The organism is Neobacillus sp. NPDC058068 (assembly GCF_042885335.1).
Lineage (GTDB): Bacteria > Bacillota > Bacilli > Bacillales > Cytobacillaceae > Neobacillus.
In genome coordinates, this window is record NZ_JBHVSI010000002.1 from 150,944 (window position 1) to 168,232 (window position 17,289).

Annotated in this window: 16 protein-coding genes and 2 riboswitches; of the genes, 3 read left to right on the plus strand and 13 right to left on the minus strand. The window is 40.9% G+C overall.

What is annotated here, in order from left to right; all coding sequences use genetic code 11:
* The first annotated feature begins 170 nt into the window (after positions 1-170).
* On the plus strand, positions 171-2,330 hold the full coding sequence (locus ACFVSW_RS02995; RefSeq protein ID WP_387312697.1) for an ATP-dependent Clp protease ATP-binding subunit: 2,160 nt from the start codon (positions 171-173) through the stop codon (positions 2,328-2,330).
* 46 nt (positions 2,331-2,376) lie between these two features.
* On the opposite strand, the gene ACFVSW_RS03000 is transcribed toward ACFVSW_RS02995, so the two are convergent.
* Together ACFVSW_RS03000 and ACFVSW_RS03005 are read right to left on the minus strand one after the other, a co-directional pair.
* Positions 2,377-4,071, minus strand: coding sequence for a M3 family oligoendopeptidase (locus tag ACFVSW_RS03000; protein WP_387311998.1), 1,695 nt, complete (start codon positions 4,069-4,071; stop codon positions 2,377-2,379).
* 104 nt (positions 4,072-4,175) lie between these two features.
* A complete protein-coding gene (locus ACFVSW_RS03005) occupies positions 4,176-4,616 on the minus strand; it encodes a MarR family winged helix-turn-helix transcriptional regulator (protein ID WP_024030713.1) in 441 nt (146 codons plus the stop codon).
* Between the two features lie 270 nt (positions 4,617-4,886).
* Between ACFVSW_RS03005 and ACFVSW_RS03010 the strand changes: the two genes are divergently transcribed.
* Positions 4,887-6,125, plus strand: a complete 1,239-nt coding sequence (locus ACFVSW_RS03010; RefSeq protein WP_387312000.1) for an MFS transporter — start codon at positions 4,887-4,889, stop codon at positions 6,123-6,125.
* Positions 6,126-6,146: 21 nt separating this feature from the next.
* Here ACFVSW_RS03010 and ACFVSW_RS03015 read toward each other — a convergent pair whose 3' ends face one another.
* Positions 6,147-6,674 (minus strand): hemerythrin domain-containing protein, encoded by a 528-nt coding sequence (locus ACFVSW_RS03015; RefSeq protein ID WP_387312002.1) that lies wholly within the window; start codon positions 6,672-6,674, stop codon positions 6,147-6,149.
* 218 nt (positions 6,675-6,892) lie between these two features.
* Between ACFVSW_RS03015 and ACFVSW_RS03020 the strand changes: the two genes are divergently transcribed.
* Positions 6,893-7,240 carry a hypothetical protein gene (locus ACFVSW_RS03020; protein WP_387312005.1) on the plus strand — a complete coding sequence of 116 codons (348 nt, stop codon included), beginning with the start codon at positions 6,893-6,895 and terminating at the stop codon, positions 7,238-7,240.
* Between the two features lie 126 nt (positions 7,241-7,366).
* Here ACFVSW_RS03020 and ACFVSW_RS03025 read toward each other — a convergent pair whose 3' ends face one another.
* From ACFVSW_RS03025 to ACFVSW_RS03070, 10 genes are all read right to left on the minus strand, one after another.
* Complete coding sequence (locus ACFVSW_RS03025) at positions 7,367-7,651, minus strand: ferredoxin family protein (protein ID WP_040204690.1); 285 nt, start codon at positions 7,649-7,651, stop codon at positions 7,367-7,369.
* Positions 7,651-8,946, minus strand: coding sequence for an FAD-dependent oxidoreductase (locus tag ACFVSW_RS03030; RefSeq protein ID WP_387312007.1), 1,296 nt, complete (start codon positions 8,944-8,946; stop codon positions 7,651-7,653). The genes ACFVSW_RS03025 and ACFVSW_RS03030 overlap by 1 nt, the downstream gene beginning before the upstream one ends.
* Complete coding sequence (locus tag ACFVSW_RS03035) at positions 8,939-9,970, minus strand: electron transfer flavoprotein subunit alpha/FixB family protein (protein WP_387312009.1); 1,032 nt, start codon at positions 9,968-9,970, stop codon at positions 8,939-8,941. The genes ACFVSW_RS03030 and ACFVSW_RS03035 overlap by 8 nt, the downstream gene beginning before the upstream one ends.
* Before the next feature lie 35 nt (positions 9,971-10,005).
* Positions 10,006-10,830, minus strand: a complete 825-nt coding sequence (locus ACFVSW_RS03040) for an electron transfer flavoprotein subunit beta/FixA family protein (protein ID WP_387312012.1) — start codon at positions 10,828-10,830, stop codon at positions 10,006-10,008.
* A gap of 768 nt (positions 10,831-11,598) precedes the next feature.
* Positions 11,599-11,841, minus strand: coding sequence for a Spo0E family sporulation regulatory protein-aspartic acid phosphatase (locus ACFVSW_RS03045; protein WP_387312014.1), 243 nt, complete (start codon positions 11,839-11,841; stop codon positions 11,599-11,601).
* A gap of 243 nt (positions 11,842-12,084) precedes the next feature.
* Positions 12,085-12,615 carry a 1,2-dihydroxy-3-keto-5-methylthiopentene dioxygenase gene (locus ACFVSW_RS03050; protein WP_387312016.1) on the minus strand — a complete coding sequence of 177 codons (531 nt, stop codon included), beginning with the start codon at positions 12,613-12,615 and terminating at the stop codon, positions 12,085-12,087.
* Positions 12,616-12,850: 235 nt separating this feature from the next.
* Positions 12,851-13,480, minus strand: coding sequence for a methylthioribulose 1-phosphate dehydratase (locus ACFVSW_RS03055; protein ID WP_387312018.1), 630 nt, complete (start codon positions 13,478-13,480; stop codon positions 12,851-12,853).
* Positions 13,474-14,148, minus strand: coding sequence for a 2-hydroxy-3-keto-5-methylthiopentenyl-1-phosphate phosphatase (locus ACFVSW_RS03060; RefSeq protein ID WP_387312021.1), 675 nt, complete (start codon positions 14,146-14,148; stop codon positions 13,474-13,476). Before ACFVSW_RS03060 ends, ACFVSW_RS03055 begins: the two co-directional genes overlap by 7 nt.
* The gene (mtnW, locus tag ACFVSW_RS03065) at positions 14,149-15,360 is read right to left on the minus strand and encodes a 2,3-diketo-5-methylthiopentyl-1-phosphate enolase (protein ID WP_387312024.1); all 1,212 of its coding nucleotides are present in this window, start codon (positions 15,358-15,360) and stop codon (positions 14,149-14,151) included.
* Positions 15,361-15,437: 77 nt separating this feature from the next.
* Positions 15,438-15,545: riboswitch (SAM riboswitch) on the minus strand.
* Positions 15,546-15,622: 77 nt separating this feature from the next.
* Positions 15,623-16,801, minus strand: coding sequence for a pyridoxal phosphate-dependent aminotransferase (locus ACFVSW_RS03070; RefSeq protein WP_387312025.1), 1,179 nt, complete (start codon positions 16,799-16,801; stop codon positions 15,623-15,625).
* A gap of 239 nt (positions 16,802-17,040) precedes the next feature.
* A riboswitch (SAM riboswitch) is annotated at positions 17,041-17,197 on the plus strand.
* Positions 17,198-17,289: the final 92 nt, after the last annotated feature.

The following is a 17,289-nucleotide window of genomic DNA, read 5'->3' on the forward strand; positions in this document are numbered from 1 at the left end:
CATCAAATATATGAATAAGAGGACAAACAAAGACGAGCTTTTTGCTTAGATTTCCAACTATTACTACAAACAAAATCCTTGAAAGTCAAAAAAGGTCAGAGTATACTATGCACATAAGGTCAAATATAGTCAAAGTCAAAGCAACACACTAATAAGGAGGTTATTTTATGATGCTTTGTCAACGATGCAATCAAAATCAAGCTCAAGTTCAATTAACTTTGAATGTTAACGGGCAGCGGAATGATATGAAACTTTGCCATGATTGTTATTCAAAAGAAAAGCAAGCATTAGGTGCGGGCTTTGGAATGAAACTGAACCCATTCCAAGGATTCCCACTTGAAGATTTCTTCATGAATAAAAACTTTTCAGCGGATCAAAACATGAATAAACAATTTGCTCCGCAAAATGAACGTAAAACCGCACATGGCGGCTTTATTGATCAATTCGGACGGAACTTAACTAAACTAGCTAATGCAGGGTTAATTGATCCGGTAATTGGACGTGACGAGGAAGTCAACCGCGTTATTGAAATCCTAAATAGACGAAACAAAAATAATCCAGTACTAATCGGTGAACCAGGTGTAGGGAAAACAGCCATTGCCGAAGGTCTTGCCCAAAAAATTGCTGATGGAGATATCCCTGGCAAACTGCGAAATAAAGAAGTTTATTTATTAGATGTTGCTTCACTTGTTGCCAATACCGGAATTCGCGGTCAATTTGAGGAACGCATGAAACATTTAATCACGGAGGTGCAGGAGCGCAAAAATATAATCCTGTTCATCGATGAAATTCATCTGCTAGTTGGAGCTGGTTCCGCAGAAGGTTCCATGGATGCCGGAAATATTTTAAAGCCTGCCCTTGCCCGCGGTGAATTGCAGTTAGTCGGTGCCACAACCTTAAAGGAATACAGGCACATCGAAAAGGATGCCGCCTTAGAACGCCGCTTCCAGCCAGTACATGTCCAAGAACCAACTGCCGAGGCAGCGATTGAAATCTTAGAAGGCATTCAGAAGAAATACGAGGATTATCACGATGTCATTTATACAGATGAAGCAATCCAGGCTTGTGTAAACCTGTCACAGCGCTATATTCAAGACCGCTTCCTGCCGGACAAAGCGATTGACTTACTTGATGAAGCCGGTTCAAAATTGAATCTTACAGCTGATATCAAAAGTAATGAGCAGATTGAAGCACGCCTAAAGGAAATTGCTGCTGCTAAGGAAGAAGTCCTAAAAAATGAAGAGTATGAAAAGGCAGCAAAGCTGCGAGATGAAGAAGCAAAGCTTGAAAAAGCTTTAAATCATCTTCCAAGTTCAGAGAGACCAATTGTAACGGTTAGCCATATTCAGGAAATCATTGAACAAAAAACCGGAATCCCGGTTGGCAAACTACAGCAAGATGAACAACATAGAATGAAACATTTGGAAGAAAACCTAAACAAAAAGGTCATCGGCCAAGAAAAAGCTGTTCAAAAAACGGCAAAAGCAATCCGCCGCAGCCGTGCCGGCTTAAAAGCGAAGAACCGTCCAATCGGCTCATTCCTATTTGTCGGTCCGACAGGTGTCGGAAAAACCGAGTTATCGAAAACACTTGCGGAAGAATTATTTGGGACAAAGGATTCGATGATTCGCCTTGATATGAGCGAATACATGGAAAAACATAGTGTCGCTAAATTAATTGGTTCACCTCCCGGCTACATTGGTCATGATGAGGCAGGTCAACTTACTGAAAAAGTTCGTCGGAACCCTTATAGCATTATTTTACTGGACGAAATTGAAAAGGCGCATCCTGACGTCCAGCATATGTTCCTTCAAATTCTCGAAGACGGCCGTCTCACAGATAGCCAGGGAAGAATTGTAAGCTTTAAGGATACGGTCATCATAATGACCAGCAATGCCGGCATTGGCCACAAACCAGTTCATGTTGGCTTTGGCATAAGTGAAGCAGTTGAGGAAGCAAATATTCTCGATTCGCTCGGCAACTTCTTTAAGCCAGAATTTTTAAATCGTTTTGACAGTATTATTGAATTTAACGCACTCGCTAAAGAACATATTTTATATATTGTCGATTTAATGTTTGCAGATTTGAAGGAAACATTGGCAGAACAAAACATTGAATTAACAATCACAGCGGATGCAAAAGAAAAACTAGCTGAGCTTGGTTACCACCCTGCTTTTGGAGCACGCCCCCTTCGCAGAGTGATTCAAGAACAGCTTGAAGACAAAATCGCTGACTTTATCTTAGACCAGCCGGAAGTAACAAAGTTAGCCACAGTCGTTGAAGACGGGGAAATAAAAGTTGTTTTAGACATTGCAGTAACTGTTAAGTGATAATAAAGCGAAGCCACTAATGAAGCGGCTTCGCTTTTATTTTTTATTATAGCTTTTTATCGTCAACAGAATTTAGCCAATTCTCAATTTCACCGACAACTGATTCGACACAGCCATCTTCAAATGGTGAAATTAAATTTGCCGCTTCGGCAAGTTTGGTGAACGACATGCTGCCGCCTAGCTTACACAGCTTGACGTAATCTGCCCAAGCTTCTTCTTGATTCTCTCTTGAACGTTTCCAGAATTGGAAGGCGCAAATTTGTGCGAGTGTGTAATCAATATAATAAAACGGCGAATTAAATATATGCCCTTGGCGCTGCCAGAAGCCGCCCTTTTCTAAATATTCATTGCCATCATAATCTTTATGCGGCATATATTTTTTCTCAATTTCTCGCCATTGAAGCTTGCGCTCTTGCGGAGAAGCTGTTGGATTTTCATATACCCAATGCTGGAATTCATCAACTGAAACTCCATATGGCAAGAAAAGAAGCGCATCACTTAAGTGAGAAAACTTATATTTATCTGTATCCTCTTGGAAGAAAAGCTCCATCCACGGCCAGGTAAAAAACTCCATACTCATGGAATGAATTTCACATGCTTCGTAGGTTGGCCAGTAATATTCCGGAATTTCAAACTGACGGCTGGAATAAACCTGGAAGGCATGGCCTGCTTCATGGGTCAATACATCGATATCCCCTGAAGTTCCATTGAAATTGGAAAAGATAAACGGCGCTTTATAGTTTTCAATATACGTACAATATCCGCCGCCTGCTTTCCCTTTCTTGGCAACGAGGTCCATAAGGTTATTTTCCTGCATAAACCGGAAAAAGTCTCCCGTTTCCTTTGATAAGTCTTCATACATTTTTTGTCCGTTTTCAATAATCCATTCCGGACTTCCCTTTGGAGTTGCATTTCCAGTCTGAAAAACGAAGCCTTCATCATAATAGTTTAATTGGTCAAGGCCTAATCGTTCACACTGACGCTCTTTAAGCTTTGTCGCAATTGGTACAATAAAATCCTTCACCTGCTGGCGGAAATTAGCAACCATTTCGGCATTGTAATCCGTTCGCATCATTCGGTAATAACCAAGCTCAACAAAATTTTCAAACCCTAATTTTTGGGCTATTTCAGTTCTTACTTTGACAAGCTCATCATAAATTCGGTCAAGTTCTGCTTCATGCTCAGCAAAGAAACCAAATTTTGCCTCACTTGCACGCTTGCGCATTTCTCTATCTGTTGATTCGATAAACGGGTCGATTTGGGCAAGTGTCCGTTCTTCGCCTTCAAAATCAATTTTTGCCGATGCAACCAACTTCGTATATTCTGTTGATAAACGATTTTCCTTTTGCAATAAAGGAACGATTTCCGGTTTAAACGTCTTAAGCTGTCCTTCAGCTAGTGCGAAAAGCTGCTTGCCCCACTTTTCTTCTAACTCATTGCGGAATTTTGAATCAACTAGCGCTTGATAATAGTTGGTCACTAGCCCTTCAACCTCAGGTTGGAGTTCATCCATATAATCTTGTTCAGCTTTATAAAACTCGTCATTGGTATCAATCGAATGACGGGTATAACAAAGGTTAAACATCGTGCCAAGGTCATTTCTAAGCTCATTTACTAAATTCATTGCCTTACTTTGTTCCTCAACGGAAGCAGCATTTTTGAATTCTTCAATCGCGGCGTTAAACTTTGTTGTTATGTCATTAAGATTAGGACGTTCATATGTATAATTTTCAAAGGTCATTTATCTCTCTCCTATGTTAAAATTTTTTTAATATTCCAACCCCTTTTATTATACACTAACCACTACTATTCTTTACAATAAAAAAAATACGACCATTGGCCGTATTAAAATTTCCCCGCAGGCAGACCTAGTTTTTTCAATAGGTCAATCGCTTCTGTTTTTTCAGAATCTGTGAGGCTCGACATTAACCTATCGATTTGCGCTGCATGCTCCGGAAAAATATCCTGAATAAACTTTTTCCCCTCGTCCGTAATTTGTGCGTAGGTTACCCTTCGGTCGCTTGGACAGGCGACTCTTTTCAACAATCCTTTTTGTTCGAGCTTATCGACCACGTAAGTAATGCTTCCGCTCGCAAGCAATATCTTCCCGCCAATTTGCTGCATCGGCTGATCGCCTTTATGATAAAGCAGTTCTAAAACAGCAAATTCAGTTGGATTTAACCCATTAGCCTGAATAATCTTATTCACGTGTTCATTAATCGCTTTAAAAGCTCTTGAAAGGACAATAAACAACTTTAATGATTTAGTAATTGAATCATTTTCCATACAAAAACGCATCCTTTTAGGTTTAAATAATCATAATCTAGTTTACACTAAATTATCTCGATTTCAAAATTATTATAAAAAAAATTTCTACTCTTGTCAATTTATCTTGAAATAAAAGGAATATTTCAATAACATACTGCCCATATGGTATAAATTTCAATCCACTATAATTTAAATATTTCGAAATTAGAAACAAATATTTCTTATTCTAGCCATTAAGTAGTAAAATAGGAAAGAAATATTTAGATACTTTAATAAAGAAGGGATACCATGAGTCAACAAGCCGTATTGTCTGCGAATAAACCCCAGACCACCGAATCAACCATATATAAAATTCTTTTCATTATTGGCCTGTGCCATTTATTGAATGATGCTATTCAAGCCGTTGTGCCGGCGATGTTTCCTATTTTAGCTAAGTCCATGGGTTTAAGCTTCACCCAGCTCGGAATTATTGCTTTCTCGTTAAATATGGTCTCTTCTGTCATGCAGCCAATGGTCGGATTCTTTACTGACAAAAAGCCAATGCCCTATGCACTGCCAATCGGTCTCTCGTTTACTTTAGTCGGGATTCTTGGGTTAGGGTTTGCTTCAAGCTTTGGGATGATTGTCTTGTCTGTTCTATTTATTGGTCTCGGTTCCGCTGTCTTTCACCCTGAAGGCTCAAGGGTGGCTTATATGGCTGCCGGGAAGCGAAGAGGACTCGCTCAATCGATTTACCAAGTTGGGGGAAATACAGGCCAGGCGTTAGCCCCAGTGATTACTGCCCTGGTATTGGTTCCTCTTGGCCAAATTGGCGCATCCTGGTTTACGATTGTCGCCGCCCTCGCCGTGATTTTATTAATTTATATCGCCAATTGGTATAATCAGAGATTAATAACTTCTCCAAACTTATCAACGAAAAAGAAAGTTGGAGTTGAAAAGAAGAACGGTTTGTCTAAAGAGGTAAAAAATACATTAGCCCTGATTTTATTATTAATTTTTGCAAGAACTTGGTACACTTCGGGAATGACCAACTTTTACACCTTTTATGCGATTAAAGAATATGCACTTTCGATTAAAGAATCTCAGGTCTTTTTGTTCGCATTTTTGGTATCCGGGGCCATCGGGACATTTTTCGGAGGTCCACTGGCAGATCGATTTGGAAAGAAAAACATCATTTCCTTTTCAATGTTGGCTACCGTTCCTTTTTCGATTCTTATTCCTTATGTACCGCCAACAATAGCCTTTATCTTCCTTATTCTTACCGGATTTATTTTAATGACCAGTTTTTCTGTTACGGTTGTGTATGCTCAGGAACTAGTGCCAGGGAAAATTGGAACAATGTCAGGTTTGACTGTAGGGCTTGCGTTTGGCATGGGGGCAATTGGCTCCGTCGGTCTCGGCTATATTGCCGACTGGATTGGTTTACAGTCGATGATCACCTGGCTCGGGGTGCTGCCGCTGCTTGGTCTAATCGCCTTCCTTCTTCCTTCTGATCACAAGGTTTGGGAGTGGAATCAAATAAAATAAGGATGACCCTGGGGGCCATCCTTATTTTATTTCTTGGATTTTACGAAATAATTCCGATTTTTCTTCATCAGAAAGCATTCTTTCTGCCATTGGGAATAACACATTTTCCTCTTTAGAGAAATGCTCGGTTAAGATTAAGTAGGCATTTTGAATTAATTCAGCTGATTTCTTTTTTTCATCAGTCGCCCCTTGACCAACCTCCGTTTTTGCTAAGAAAGCACCAATATTTGCTTTCGCTTGATCATGTTCATACTCCATAACCGCAATCGGTCCAGAAGTGGTACCTATATAGACGCCCATCATTGGGAAAAGAACTCCCTCTTCTCTTTCTGAATGCGGGTCAAGAGCCGCCTTAAATGCTTTAACCTTCACAATTAATTCGTTAAAGTTATTTTCAACATCTAATTCTTGATCAATTTGTTGTGTTAAGCCGTATAATTCTTCTAATTGTCCTAATAATGGAGGATGTTCACTTTTTAATTGTTTTAGCCCTTCACTTAATTCAGCTTGGGGCATGTCCCCAAAACCACTCATGCAGCCACTCATCATCATTCACCTCATACATCATTTAATGCCTCAAGTATAAAAGGAACCATCATTTAATGTAGTGACATAGGTCACATTCATCGGTAATTGTTAAAAGCTTGCTTCAAATATGTCCATTTTATGAAAGCGTTTAATTTTTTGAAAAATTTTAACATTTATCACTCAAAAATGTTTAAAAGTTTCATATAATATAGATAAACCATTTAAGGGAGGGCAAAAACATGAAAACCCCAAATTACCATGACTTTTATCCAAAGGAATTAATAGCAATTGGTGCAAATGATTTAATAACATTAAAAGAATCCGATACTTACAATCCAAATTCACCTTCTACCCATTGGCTCATTGCTGTAGAAGGGGTACAACTCCCGCAGTCAAAAATTTATTATCATTGGAAAGTGAGTGTTTATCCCGCTAACAGTGAAGGCGATTTTAATTGGCAAAAGCCATTTTATTGTTCAGCACCTATGAAATTAATCGATCATGCTATCGAACTTGCTTCTTCATTAGCAGCATCAAGCATAAAAGATGAACTTACCTCAGCTGCCCTATTAGAGAAAATAAGCTAACTCCTAAAATACTTACCTTCTGCTTCACCTTCTTTTTACCCTCACTTGTGAAAAAACCTACATATAGTGATATTATTCTTTTATAAAAAAATGCTGCTCGCGTATGGCAAGCAGCATTTTTTTAAGTTAAGCTAACCGGAAGACAATTCCATGTCCGCCTTTTGGATATTCCCACTTGATGTTTTGGTATGGGCACCCGATACGGCAGCTGCCGCATTCGTGGCAGCCTTCATAGCCGACCTGCATCCGGGTGCCCTCCCACTTATACACTTCCGCCGGGCAAAATACTGTACAAATTTTATCGGGACATTGTGTCATGCAGACATCATGATCAAGTACGGTCAAATGGGATTTTGTATCACACTTAAACCTTAGAAGATATTGTTTTTCCTCAATATTCTTCGTTGACATTATTTCACCGCCTTCCAAGCACGATATAAATCTTGCAGCACTCGAAGCGTTCCTTTTTCTGCTGTTACACTCTTCATGATTTGTTTTTGCTTTTCGCGTTTTGGCGTTCCATCAACGGTAAAGAATTTACTCATTGCTTTATTCATCATCGGCACGTAGTCATTAAAGTATTGTGGATACTTCTCAAACGTATGGGCCGCATCTTTATATTTCTCTAAATCTTTAATAATAAAGCTATCAAAAAGCTTCTCACGATAGATATTTAAACTTGATTCACTAAAGTCTTCCCGATGTTTAGCCTCAAGGATCGATTCAGCAGCTAAAAGGCCGGAGTGCATCGCCATGTTCGAACCTTCACGATGGATGGCGTTAACAAGCTGGGCCGCATCGCCAATAATAATAACGCCATTGCCTGCCACCTTCGGAACCGAGCGGTAACCGCCTTCTGGAATCAAGTGGGCAAGATACTCAGCTGATTCCCCGCCCGCAATCAATGGTTTGACCATTGGGTGATTTTTCAAGTAGTCAAGAAGCTCATATGGCTTCAATTTCGCTTTAATCATACTTGAAAGCGTTGTTCCTACCCCGATATTCAAGCTTTCTTTATTCGTATACAGGAAGGCGGTGCCAAGATTTCCTTTTGTTGAATCACCAAAAATCTCAATCGTACAGCCTTGGTTATCTTCTACGTTAAAGCGGTCATTAATTTTTTCTTTTGGCAGATTGATAACTTCCATAACCGTTAAGGCTACTTCATCTGGACGGAATTCTTTATGGAAGCCTAATTGTTTCGAGAGGAGTGAGTTAACCCCGTCGGCAAGGACGACAACATCTGCATAAACATCTCCGTCCGGGCGGTCTGTACGGACTCCTACTACCTTTCCGTTTTCAACAATACATTCAGTGACAACGGTTTCGTTGATCAAAAGGGCTCCAGCATCGACTGCCTTTTTCGCAAACCACTGGTCAAACTGCGCTCGAAGTACGGTAAAGTTATTATATGGTTCCGTTGCCCATTCCAGACCTTTATAGCCAAATTGTACGACAGATTCTTTATCCATCATCCAGAAACGCTGTTCAATGACGGGTCTTTCAAGCGGAGCTTCCTTCCAAAACTCAGGGACCAACTCTTCCATTTGCTTACGGTATAATACCCCGCCCATTACGTTTTTAGCCCCGGGGTATTCCCCTCTTTCAATAAGCAAAACGTTTAGCCCATTCTTTGCACAAGTGAGGGCACAAGAGGTGCCTGCAGGGCCTGCCCCAACAACGATTACGTCAAATTTTTCAGGCATAGCTTATTTCACCGCCTTTTTCGGTCCTTAGCTGCTTAAATTGCTCGATTAGTTTTGGGACGATTTCCATTGCGTCTCCGACAATTCCATATGTGGCGACATCAAAGATCGGTGCATTCGGATCTTTATTGATGGCGATGATAAACTCAGAGTTTTTCATGCCGACCACATGCTGGATTGCACCTGATATCCCAATCGCAAAATAGATTTTTGGTGTTACTGTTTCACCTGTTTGGCCTATTTGCTGCTCATGCGGCAGCCAGCCTGCTTCGACAACGTCACGTGTACCGCCGACACTCGCTCCAATCGTATCTGCTAGTTCATGAATGAGCTGGAAGTTTTGCAAATCCCCCATTCCCTTACCGCCGCAGACAATCACATGGGCATCAGCCAAATTGGCTTTTTTTGTTACATCATTCACAATTCGGAGCACTTTAGTGCGCATATCTTCTTCTTGCAATGATATTTTCTCTTCAATAATTTTGCCTAGTCTTGCAGTATCCGGTTCTAATGCCTTCATGACCTTTGGTCTGACTGTGGCCATTTGCGGACGATGCTTCTTACAAAGAATGGTTGCCATAATATTACCGCCAAAGGCAGGCCGGCTTGCCTCTAATAATCTATTATCTACATCCACGTCCAGCATCGTTGTATCTGCTGTTAAACCGGTATTTAAATCGGTTGCGACGGCACTTGCTAGGTCTTTCCCGTTTGGTGTCGCTCCGTAAAGGATAATTTCTGGTTTGTATTTTTCCGCTAGGAGCATAACGCCTTTCATATAGGACTCTGTCCGATAATTATTTAATACTGGATGGTCGACCATGTATACTTGATCAGCACCATAAGCAATCACTTGATTGGCTAATGATTTAATTTCACTGCCTAATAAAAATCCCGATAGCGGAACTTGTAATTTATCTGCCAGCTTCCTGCCAGCTCCAAGCAATTCTAGGGAAACACCTTCGATTTTCCCATCGTTTTGTTCGATGAATATCCAGACTCCACGATAATCGTCTAGATTCATGTAAACCCCTCCCTGCGAGACAAGATTAATCTTTATTATTTAGATGACTGGATTGTTAACAGGTCCTTTTTCTCCATCAGGACTTCCATAAGCTGGCTAACCTGCTCATCAGAAGAACCCTCAAGCCGTATGCCGCCTTCTGGCCGTGGAGGTGTAAACATTTTACCAACGATGGTTGGTGAACCTTTTAGTCCAAGCTGCGCGCGTTCAACATTTTCAAGATCACTTACTGCCCAGATTACCGGCTCATATCTTGCTGCTTTAATCATGTTTGGCATTGGTGAATATTCGATATCATTAATTTCTTTTTCAACAGTTAATAAACAAGGCAGTTCAGACTGAATTAATTCATAGCCGCTGGTCAATTTCCGTTTAATTAAAACAGTTTTTTCCTGCTGATTAACTTCCGAAACTTCGATTACATTGGTAACCGGGGGAATATCCATCCTTCTTGCGATACCCGGTCCAACCTGTCCGGTATCCCCATCAATGGCATGTTTCCCGCAAATAACCATGTCCACGGGAAGATCTTTACTAATTCTCTCCAGTGCTTTAGATAGGGCATAACTCGTTGCAAGTGTATCTGCGCCAGCAAAAGCACGGTCAGAAATTAAATAACCTCTATCTGCACCTATTTCAATGCTCTTTTTAATAACAGCCGTTGCTTGCGGCGGTCCCATCGACAAAACCGAAATCGTACCGCCTGTCTTTTCCTTGATTTTTACGGCCTCTTGAACAGCATGGGCATCGTAAGGGTTCAAGATAGCTGGCGCACTTCGGCGGTCGAGTGTGTTAGTTTTTGGATTAATTTTAATGATTTTTGTATCGGGTACTTGTTTGACACATACGACAATGTGCATGTAGGACTTTCCCTCCTCCATTTAATCGCTAGATTGTTGAAAGCGTTTGCTCCCTTTGGTTATAAAAAATGCTTTTATTAACGATATATGAATCGCAACACAAGCATAGTACCAAACAATGTTCGTTTTCTTTTTTTCTTTTGGCTGTGTTAAAAGTGAATGTTGATTTCCGTTCCAGGCGCTTCGCTTTCCGCGGGGCGGGCGGTGAGCCTCCTCGGCGCTATAGCGCCTGCGGGGTCTCACCTGTCCCGCTGCTCCCGCAGGAGTCTCGCGCCTTCCACTCCAATCAACATTGTACTCAAAATCAACAATGTTCTTTAACACATCCTTTCTTGTAAATAAAACTAGGAAAACTTAAATCAATTCAATAAACTCTGTGCCGTTTCTATGTAGTGGTTTAATAAAAAAAATGAAGTGGATGCAATGATTCGTTGAAGTGAAAAAATATAAAGTTCATCGCAATGTTAAATTTCAGGAAAATAGTACTAATATAACTATAAGAAATATTGAAATTTAAACAATGATAAAAATCACAGTTTGTTTATTATTGTAGAAATACATGATTAGGTGCGGGAAGATTATTTGGTGTTTGCTTCGCCTCTGAGGAGTTTGTGAAAGAATACTCTATGGAAATTAAGTTGTTTTCAAAAAGTGCCGGAAGGCCTTCCTAACAGTTTAATTTTAATCCGGTAACAGAAAAATAGAAGACCTTCATTATCGTTACTTTAAACAGGACAGGTGGCAATTATTAAACCATTTTCATTATCATTAAACTAATACCTTAGGCCACACCATCATCATTTGTTTAAAGGCAATTTTCACTTCTTCATTGGGTCTTGAAGCTTGTCCCATAAACCTATGGTATTTATTAATTAATTCGTCTAGTTCTTGGCTGTATTTTATCGTTTCTTCACTCGTATAGCCCAATGTTGTTGCACTATTAATCATTAATTCCCTTTTAACCTTTATCTCCTCAATCATTTCAGATTGACTATTACTATACGTATACAATGTGATCCTCCTACTCATTACACTCTTACTATCCACCTGTTAGAAAAGTAGACTACTTGAAGAATTATGCCAAGAATTTATCTAAATGTAAACACTTTCGCAAAAGTAGACAAAACATTCTATTTCTTTCGTTTTTCGACAAATTCCTTTTGTTTTTTCTTGGATTTACGACAAATTCCACATTGATTATTTACAGATAATTAAAAAAACTGACCGCACAAGCTGGCAGCCAGTTTTTTCTTATTAATATACTTCTTCCTTTTCGTAAATCGGCACCCAGCCTTCAGTCGTGACAAAAATTCTAACGGCGACCACTTTCCTGTCTTCTTCAAGTGTGAAGTAATGCCTAGTATTTTCAGGAACTGAAATCAAATCTCCCGGGTTTAGATGGACTTCGAAAAACTCACCATCTTTTCCCTGGATAACAAATACACCGTGACCGCTCACAATAAAGCGGACTTCATCATCTGTGTGATGATGCTCATTTTTAAAATTGGTAAGTAATCCATCAAGATTTGGTGTATTTTCAGATAACGAGATAACATCTTGAGCCTTATAGCCGCGTCTTGCAGAGATATCGGCGATTTCTGCCGCGAAAGCCTGTAAGATTGCTTCTTTTTCTTCATCACTCAACAAATACTTTTCAACAAGTGTTCCAGGCAGTTTGGAGATATCCCAATTTTCATAAATAACTTCCTGTGACTCTAGAAAGCTTGCTACTGCCTCTTGTTCATGAATTTGCTCTTCACTAGTTTGAAATGTAATATACGCCATCGTTTCTCTCTCCTTATTTGTTCAGCTCCAACGCCTAGGCGCTTCCGCTTTTCTATTTGTCTAGCTCCAGCGCCTAGGGGCTCGGGTCATAAGCCAATCCGTCAAGAAGGTTAAAAAACAACCTTCTCGCCGGCTCGTCTTATGCCTGTCACCCCTGAGTACTAAGGAAAGCTCCTTAGAATAATCCTCGCAGGAACAAGCTGTGCTTGTTCCGAAGGCGCTTCCGCTTTTCTATTTAGACTACTTTAAATAATTGATATGGCTTGTGTTCTAGTAAACGTAATTGGTAGCGGAATAAAAATTCTGATGCTTCAAGGATCTTTTTCGCCTCGAAAGCATTTCTTCCCCATACCGTAATGCCATGGTTTCTAATTAAAACGGCTCCAGTATCTCCAGAAACATGTTCAGAAAAGGCATGCGCAAGTGTCGGAATATGGGCATAGTTGCGAATGATTGGGATTTTGAGGACAGCCTCTTCTTCCCACTTATCAAAGGCCTTAATCAGCTCCTGCCCCTTAAAGGTCACCTCACCATTGTCACCATACACTTCCGAAATGACGTTATTATCAATCGTATGGACATGGAGACTGCAGCCTGCATTGGTCTTGCGATAAATCTCAACATGAAGAAGTGTTTCAGCGGATGGCTTTAATTGCGTTTCTTCAACAGCACGGCCGAATTCGTCCACAAGGAGAAAATCCTCGGCTGTACGCTTGCGTTTGTCCTTGCCACTTGCCGTCACCAAAAATCGCAGCGGATGATCACTTACTTTAATCGCAAGGTTGCCGCTTGTTCCCATAAACCAGTCCCGCTTTGCCAGCTCATCCTTTACATCAGCTAATTCAGTCCATCTTTCCTCTAGCATGTCAGCTCACCTGCCCCAATTCTTTTCTTGATTTCATTGATACAATCAAAGAATGTAGTAAACCCTTGATGGTTAATCCCCCATTCCCCGCACTTTTCCAACAGTAAATCACGAGCCAGCACAAAATCGGCATGTTTAGCAGCCTCAAGATCGGTTACTGAATCGCCAATGACGATTTTGAAGCTGTCTTCACTGTGATTTAGTTCTCGAATGATACTTGGCTTGCAGCAGCCGCAATCATTTTTACACAATGAATCGCATTCATAAGGCCAAAGAATCTTAATTGTCTCTCCCGAAAAATCAGATTCATTACAGTAAATCCCAGCAAACGGGGAATAATCTGCTAAAATCGGCTGAAGGAAAAAGTCGATACCGCCGCTGACAATATATAAAGGGATCCCTTCCTGCCGTGCAAATTCAACAAACTCTTTGAATCCTGGACGAATCCTGGCATTTTCAATCGCAAACGCAGTAATTTCTTCCTTCAAGTTACTTGGTAAAAGCGAAAATAATTTTCCTACGCCCTCATTAATCGACATCTGGCGGGAAAGGATTTGATCTTTAATCGCCACCCATTCTGGAGGGGCAAATTTTTTCATAATGGCAATGATGTTATCACTTTCGGTTACGGTTCCGTCAAAATCACAATAAATTACCGGATTTGTCATTTAGGCAGTCACCTCGGCATTTCCCCATAGCTGGAGCGCCTTTTTTAGCTCAGCGTACTGTTCAGCCCCCTCAACTAGGAGTTTTCCTTGGAGATTGGTTTCAATTGCCTGCCGGAATGCCAGGCCGCCGCCGCGAGCCCCGTCTGGATGACCATGGACTCCTCCACCTGCGTTAATCACAGAATCGATTCCGAAATCACGGATTAACAATGGTACTAATCCCGGATGAATGCCCGCTGAAGGAACAGGAAATGACTTTTTAAATACGTCTTCCTTCGTCAACTCACTCGCAATCGAGAGTGCCGATGCTTGCTCCAGGGCTACTGTTCCATACGGCGATGGGAACAATGATAAATCTGCACCTGCATAACGGAGTAGCTTGCCAAGGAGCAAGGAGTGTGCCAATCCATATTCGCGAGAGGAAGTGAATGCACCGCTTACTGCAGGATGTGCCATCAGCGGTAAAGCAATTTCATCATCCTCTCTTAATTCTTGCAGGACATCGAGGCCGTAGGCAAACACATTAAACAGTAGGAGGTCGGCACCAAGTTCTGCAGCCTTTCTTGCTTTATCCCGTAACTGTGTTGTTCTGCCGGTTAGGTTTACTGCGTATAGGGTACGATGTCCAGTTTGTTCTTGAACTTCTCGCAGCGCTTGTTTCCCGGCAGTAATTCTTTTTTCAAATGGGCTCAGCTCATTTTCAAAAAGGATTTCATCATCCTTTACTAAGTCAACTCCCCCAAGGGCTTGCTGTTGGAGCTGACGCGCCAAAAAGGTAATGTCTTTTCCGAGCACACCCTTAAAAATGCTCATTAACAGCGGGCGGTCAAACACATTTATTTTTTCACGGAGACCTTCAATGCCCAATCTTGGTCCCGGGAACAGACCCTTTAATCCGTCATCAAACTGCAAATCTAGCAGTTTGATTTTTCCATCCAAAGAAAGTTTTCCGAAGACAGTTGTTAAGATAGCAGGAAGATCGTTGGAAAAATTAATCGTTGGATAGGCAATCCGAATAAGGGATTGATCCACATAGTTAGAAGGTAATCCCTCAATCGAAACAACTCTGCCTTTATGCTTGCGGAGCTGATTTTGCTCTAATTCAGGCAAATTGGTCCAGGAACCAACCGTTAAACCAAGTGCAATTTCTTCGGCTTTTTTTTCTGGATTTTTTTCATCATGTAAGAGGTATGTTGCGATTAATTCAGACATTTTTTTCAAACTTCCTTTCGATAAAACATAAAAAAACCTCTTCAAATAAGAAGAGGTTAGCATGACAAACTAACATCTTCTCATCTTTCAGCTTGTCGCTGCAAGATTTAGCACCGTGCTTAACTATGGTTAAGTCGGTTGCCGGGCTTCATCGGGCTTTTCCCTCCGCCTGCTCTTGATAAGAAAACGATTCGTATTTATTCACTTTTTAAAGTTGCTTAACTTATTTTGGATTATCCCAAGAAAAAAATAAAATGTCAACCTATTTTTTAAATATTTCTAAACGACTTATTCTTCTGATAGCTTCTGTTAACCGTTCCTCTGATGATAATAAACCAACACGGACATAGCCCTCGCCAAAATCTCCAAAGCCAATCCCCGGTCCTACCATGATATGTGCTTGATCAAGAAGAATGGTTGAAAATTCCTCAGATGAATACCCATCCGGAACCTTAAGCCAGGCAAAAAATGAGCCTTTTGGGGCGGTGACATTCCAACCAAGCGAATGAAGACCAGTAATTAAAACGTTGCGCCTCCGTTCGTACAGTTCATTTAGTTCGTTCACACAATCCTGGGGACCCGTCAATGCAACCGCAGCGGCCTCTTGTACCGCTCCAAATAAACTGACGTAAAGATGGTCCTGCAAAAGTTCAATCGCGGAAATGACACTCTCATTCCCCACTGCAAATCCAACTCTCCAGCCCGCCATATTATAGGTTTTCGATAGCGTGTAGATTTCAATTCCCACTTCTTTCGCACCGTCTGCTTGTAAAAAGCTAATTGGTTTAACGCCGTCAAATCCAATCGCACCATAAGCAAAATCATGGACTACGCAAATATCATTTTCACGGGCCAGATTGATAGTTTCTGCAAAGAACTCCTCACTCGCGGTTGCACCGGTAGGATTATTCGGGTAATTGAGAAACATTAATTTTGCTTTTGATAAAGCAGTTGAATCTAGTTCTTGATAATCCGGTAAGAAACCATTTTCTTCTCGTAACGGCATGGTAACCATTTCCGCCTTTGCAAGCGCAACACCCGACCAATAATCAGGATAACCTGGGTCGGGAACGAGGATGGTATCGCCTGGGTTTAATAAACACTGAGGAATCTCAACCAGCCCCGCTTTACCGCCAAATAATATTGCCACCTCTTTGTCGGCATCAATGGTCACACCATATTCTCTTAGATAAAAATCTGCTGCCGCTTGTTTTAAGTAACTAAATCCTTGAAAAGGCGAATATTTATGGTTGAGCGGATTGGCTGCTGCTTCCTGAAGCTTTGCGACAATATGCGGCGGTGTCGGCTGATCTGGATTGCCTTGTCCTAAGTTAATCACATCATGGCCCGCGGCTATATATTCGCCAACTTTTTTAACAAGACCGGCAAAAAATTGTTTTGGTAGACTATTCAAAAGTTCCGATGGCGGAAACTGCTTCATCGTTCTCACCTGCTTTTTTATTTTCAAATTATTGTTGAATTTCTAGTGACAAATGTTATAACTTTTATATTAGCTTGTAAAGGGAAAATTTCAAAAGCAGTGAAGATTCATGAAATTAAAGATTTCTTAACGTTACCTTTTGGACGGATTGGTTTGTGGATTGAATAAAAAATATTGACACCCATTACTTAATCTTGTTATAGTTTTTATCAGATTGAAAAAACTGAAAACTTTATTTACTCTTATCATGAGCTGGCTGAGGGATTGGCCCTTTGAAGCCCAGCAACCGACCGGAAAACCATTATGAAATGGGGCGCCTATTCGCGCCGGGGAAGGATCCCCTAACAGGCACGGTGCTAATTCCAACAGAAGGATTGTCTTTCTGAGAGATAAGAGGTGCGAAGAATCACCGTCTTCTAGCCTCTTTCAGATGAGAAAGAGGCTTTTTTAGTGCCGAAATACGCACGGATAAGCCTCCACTAATTAGG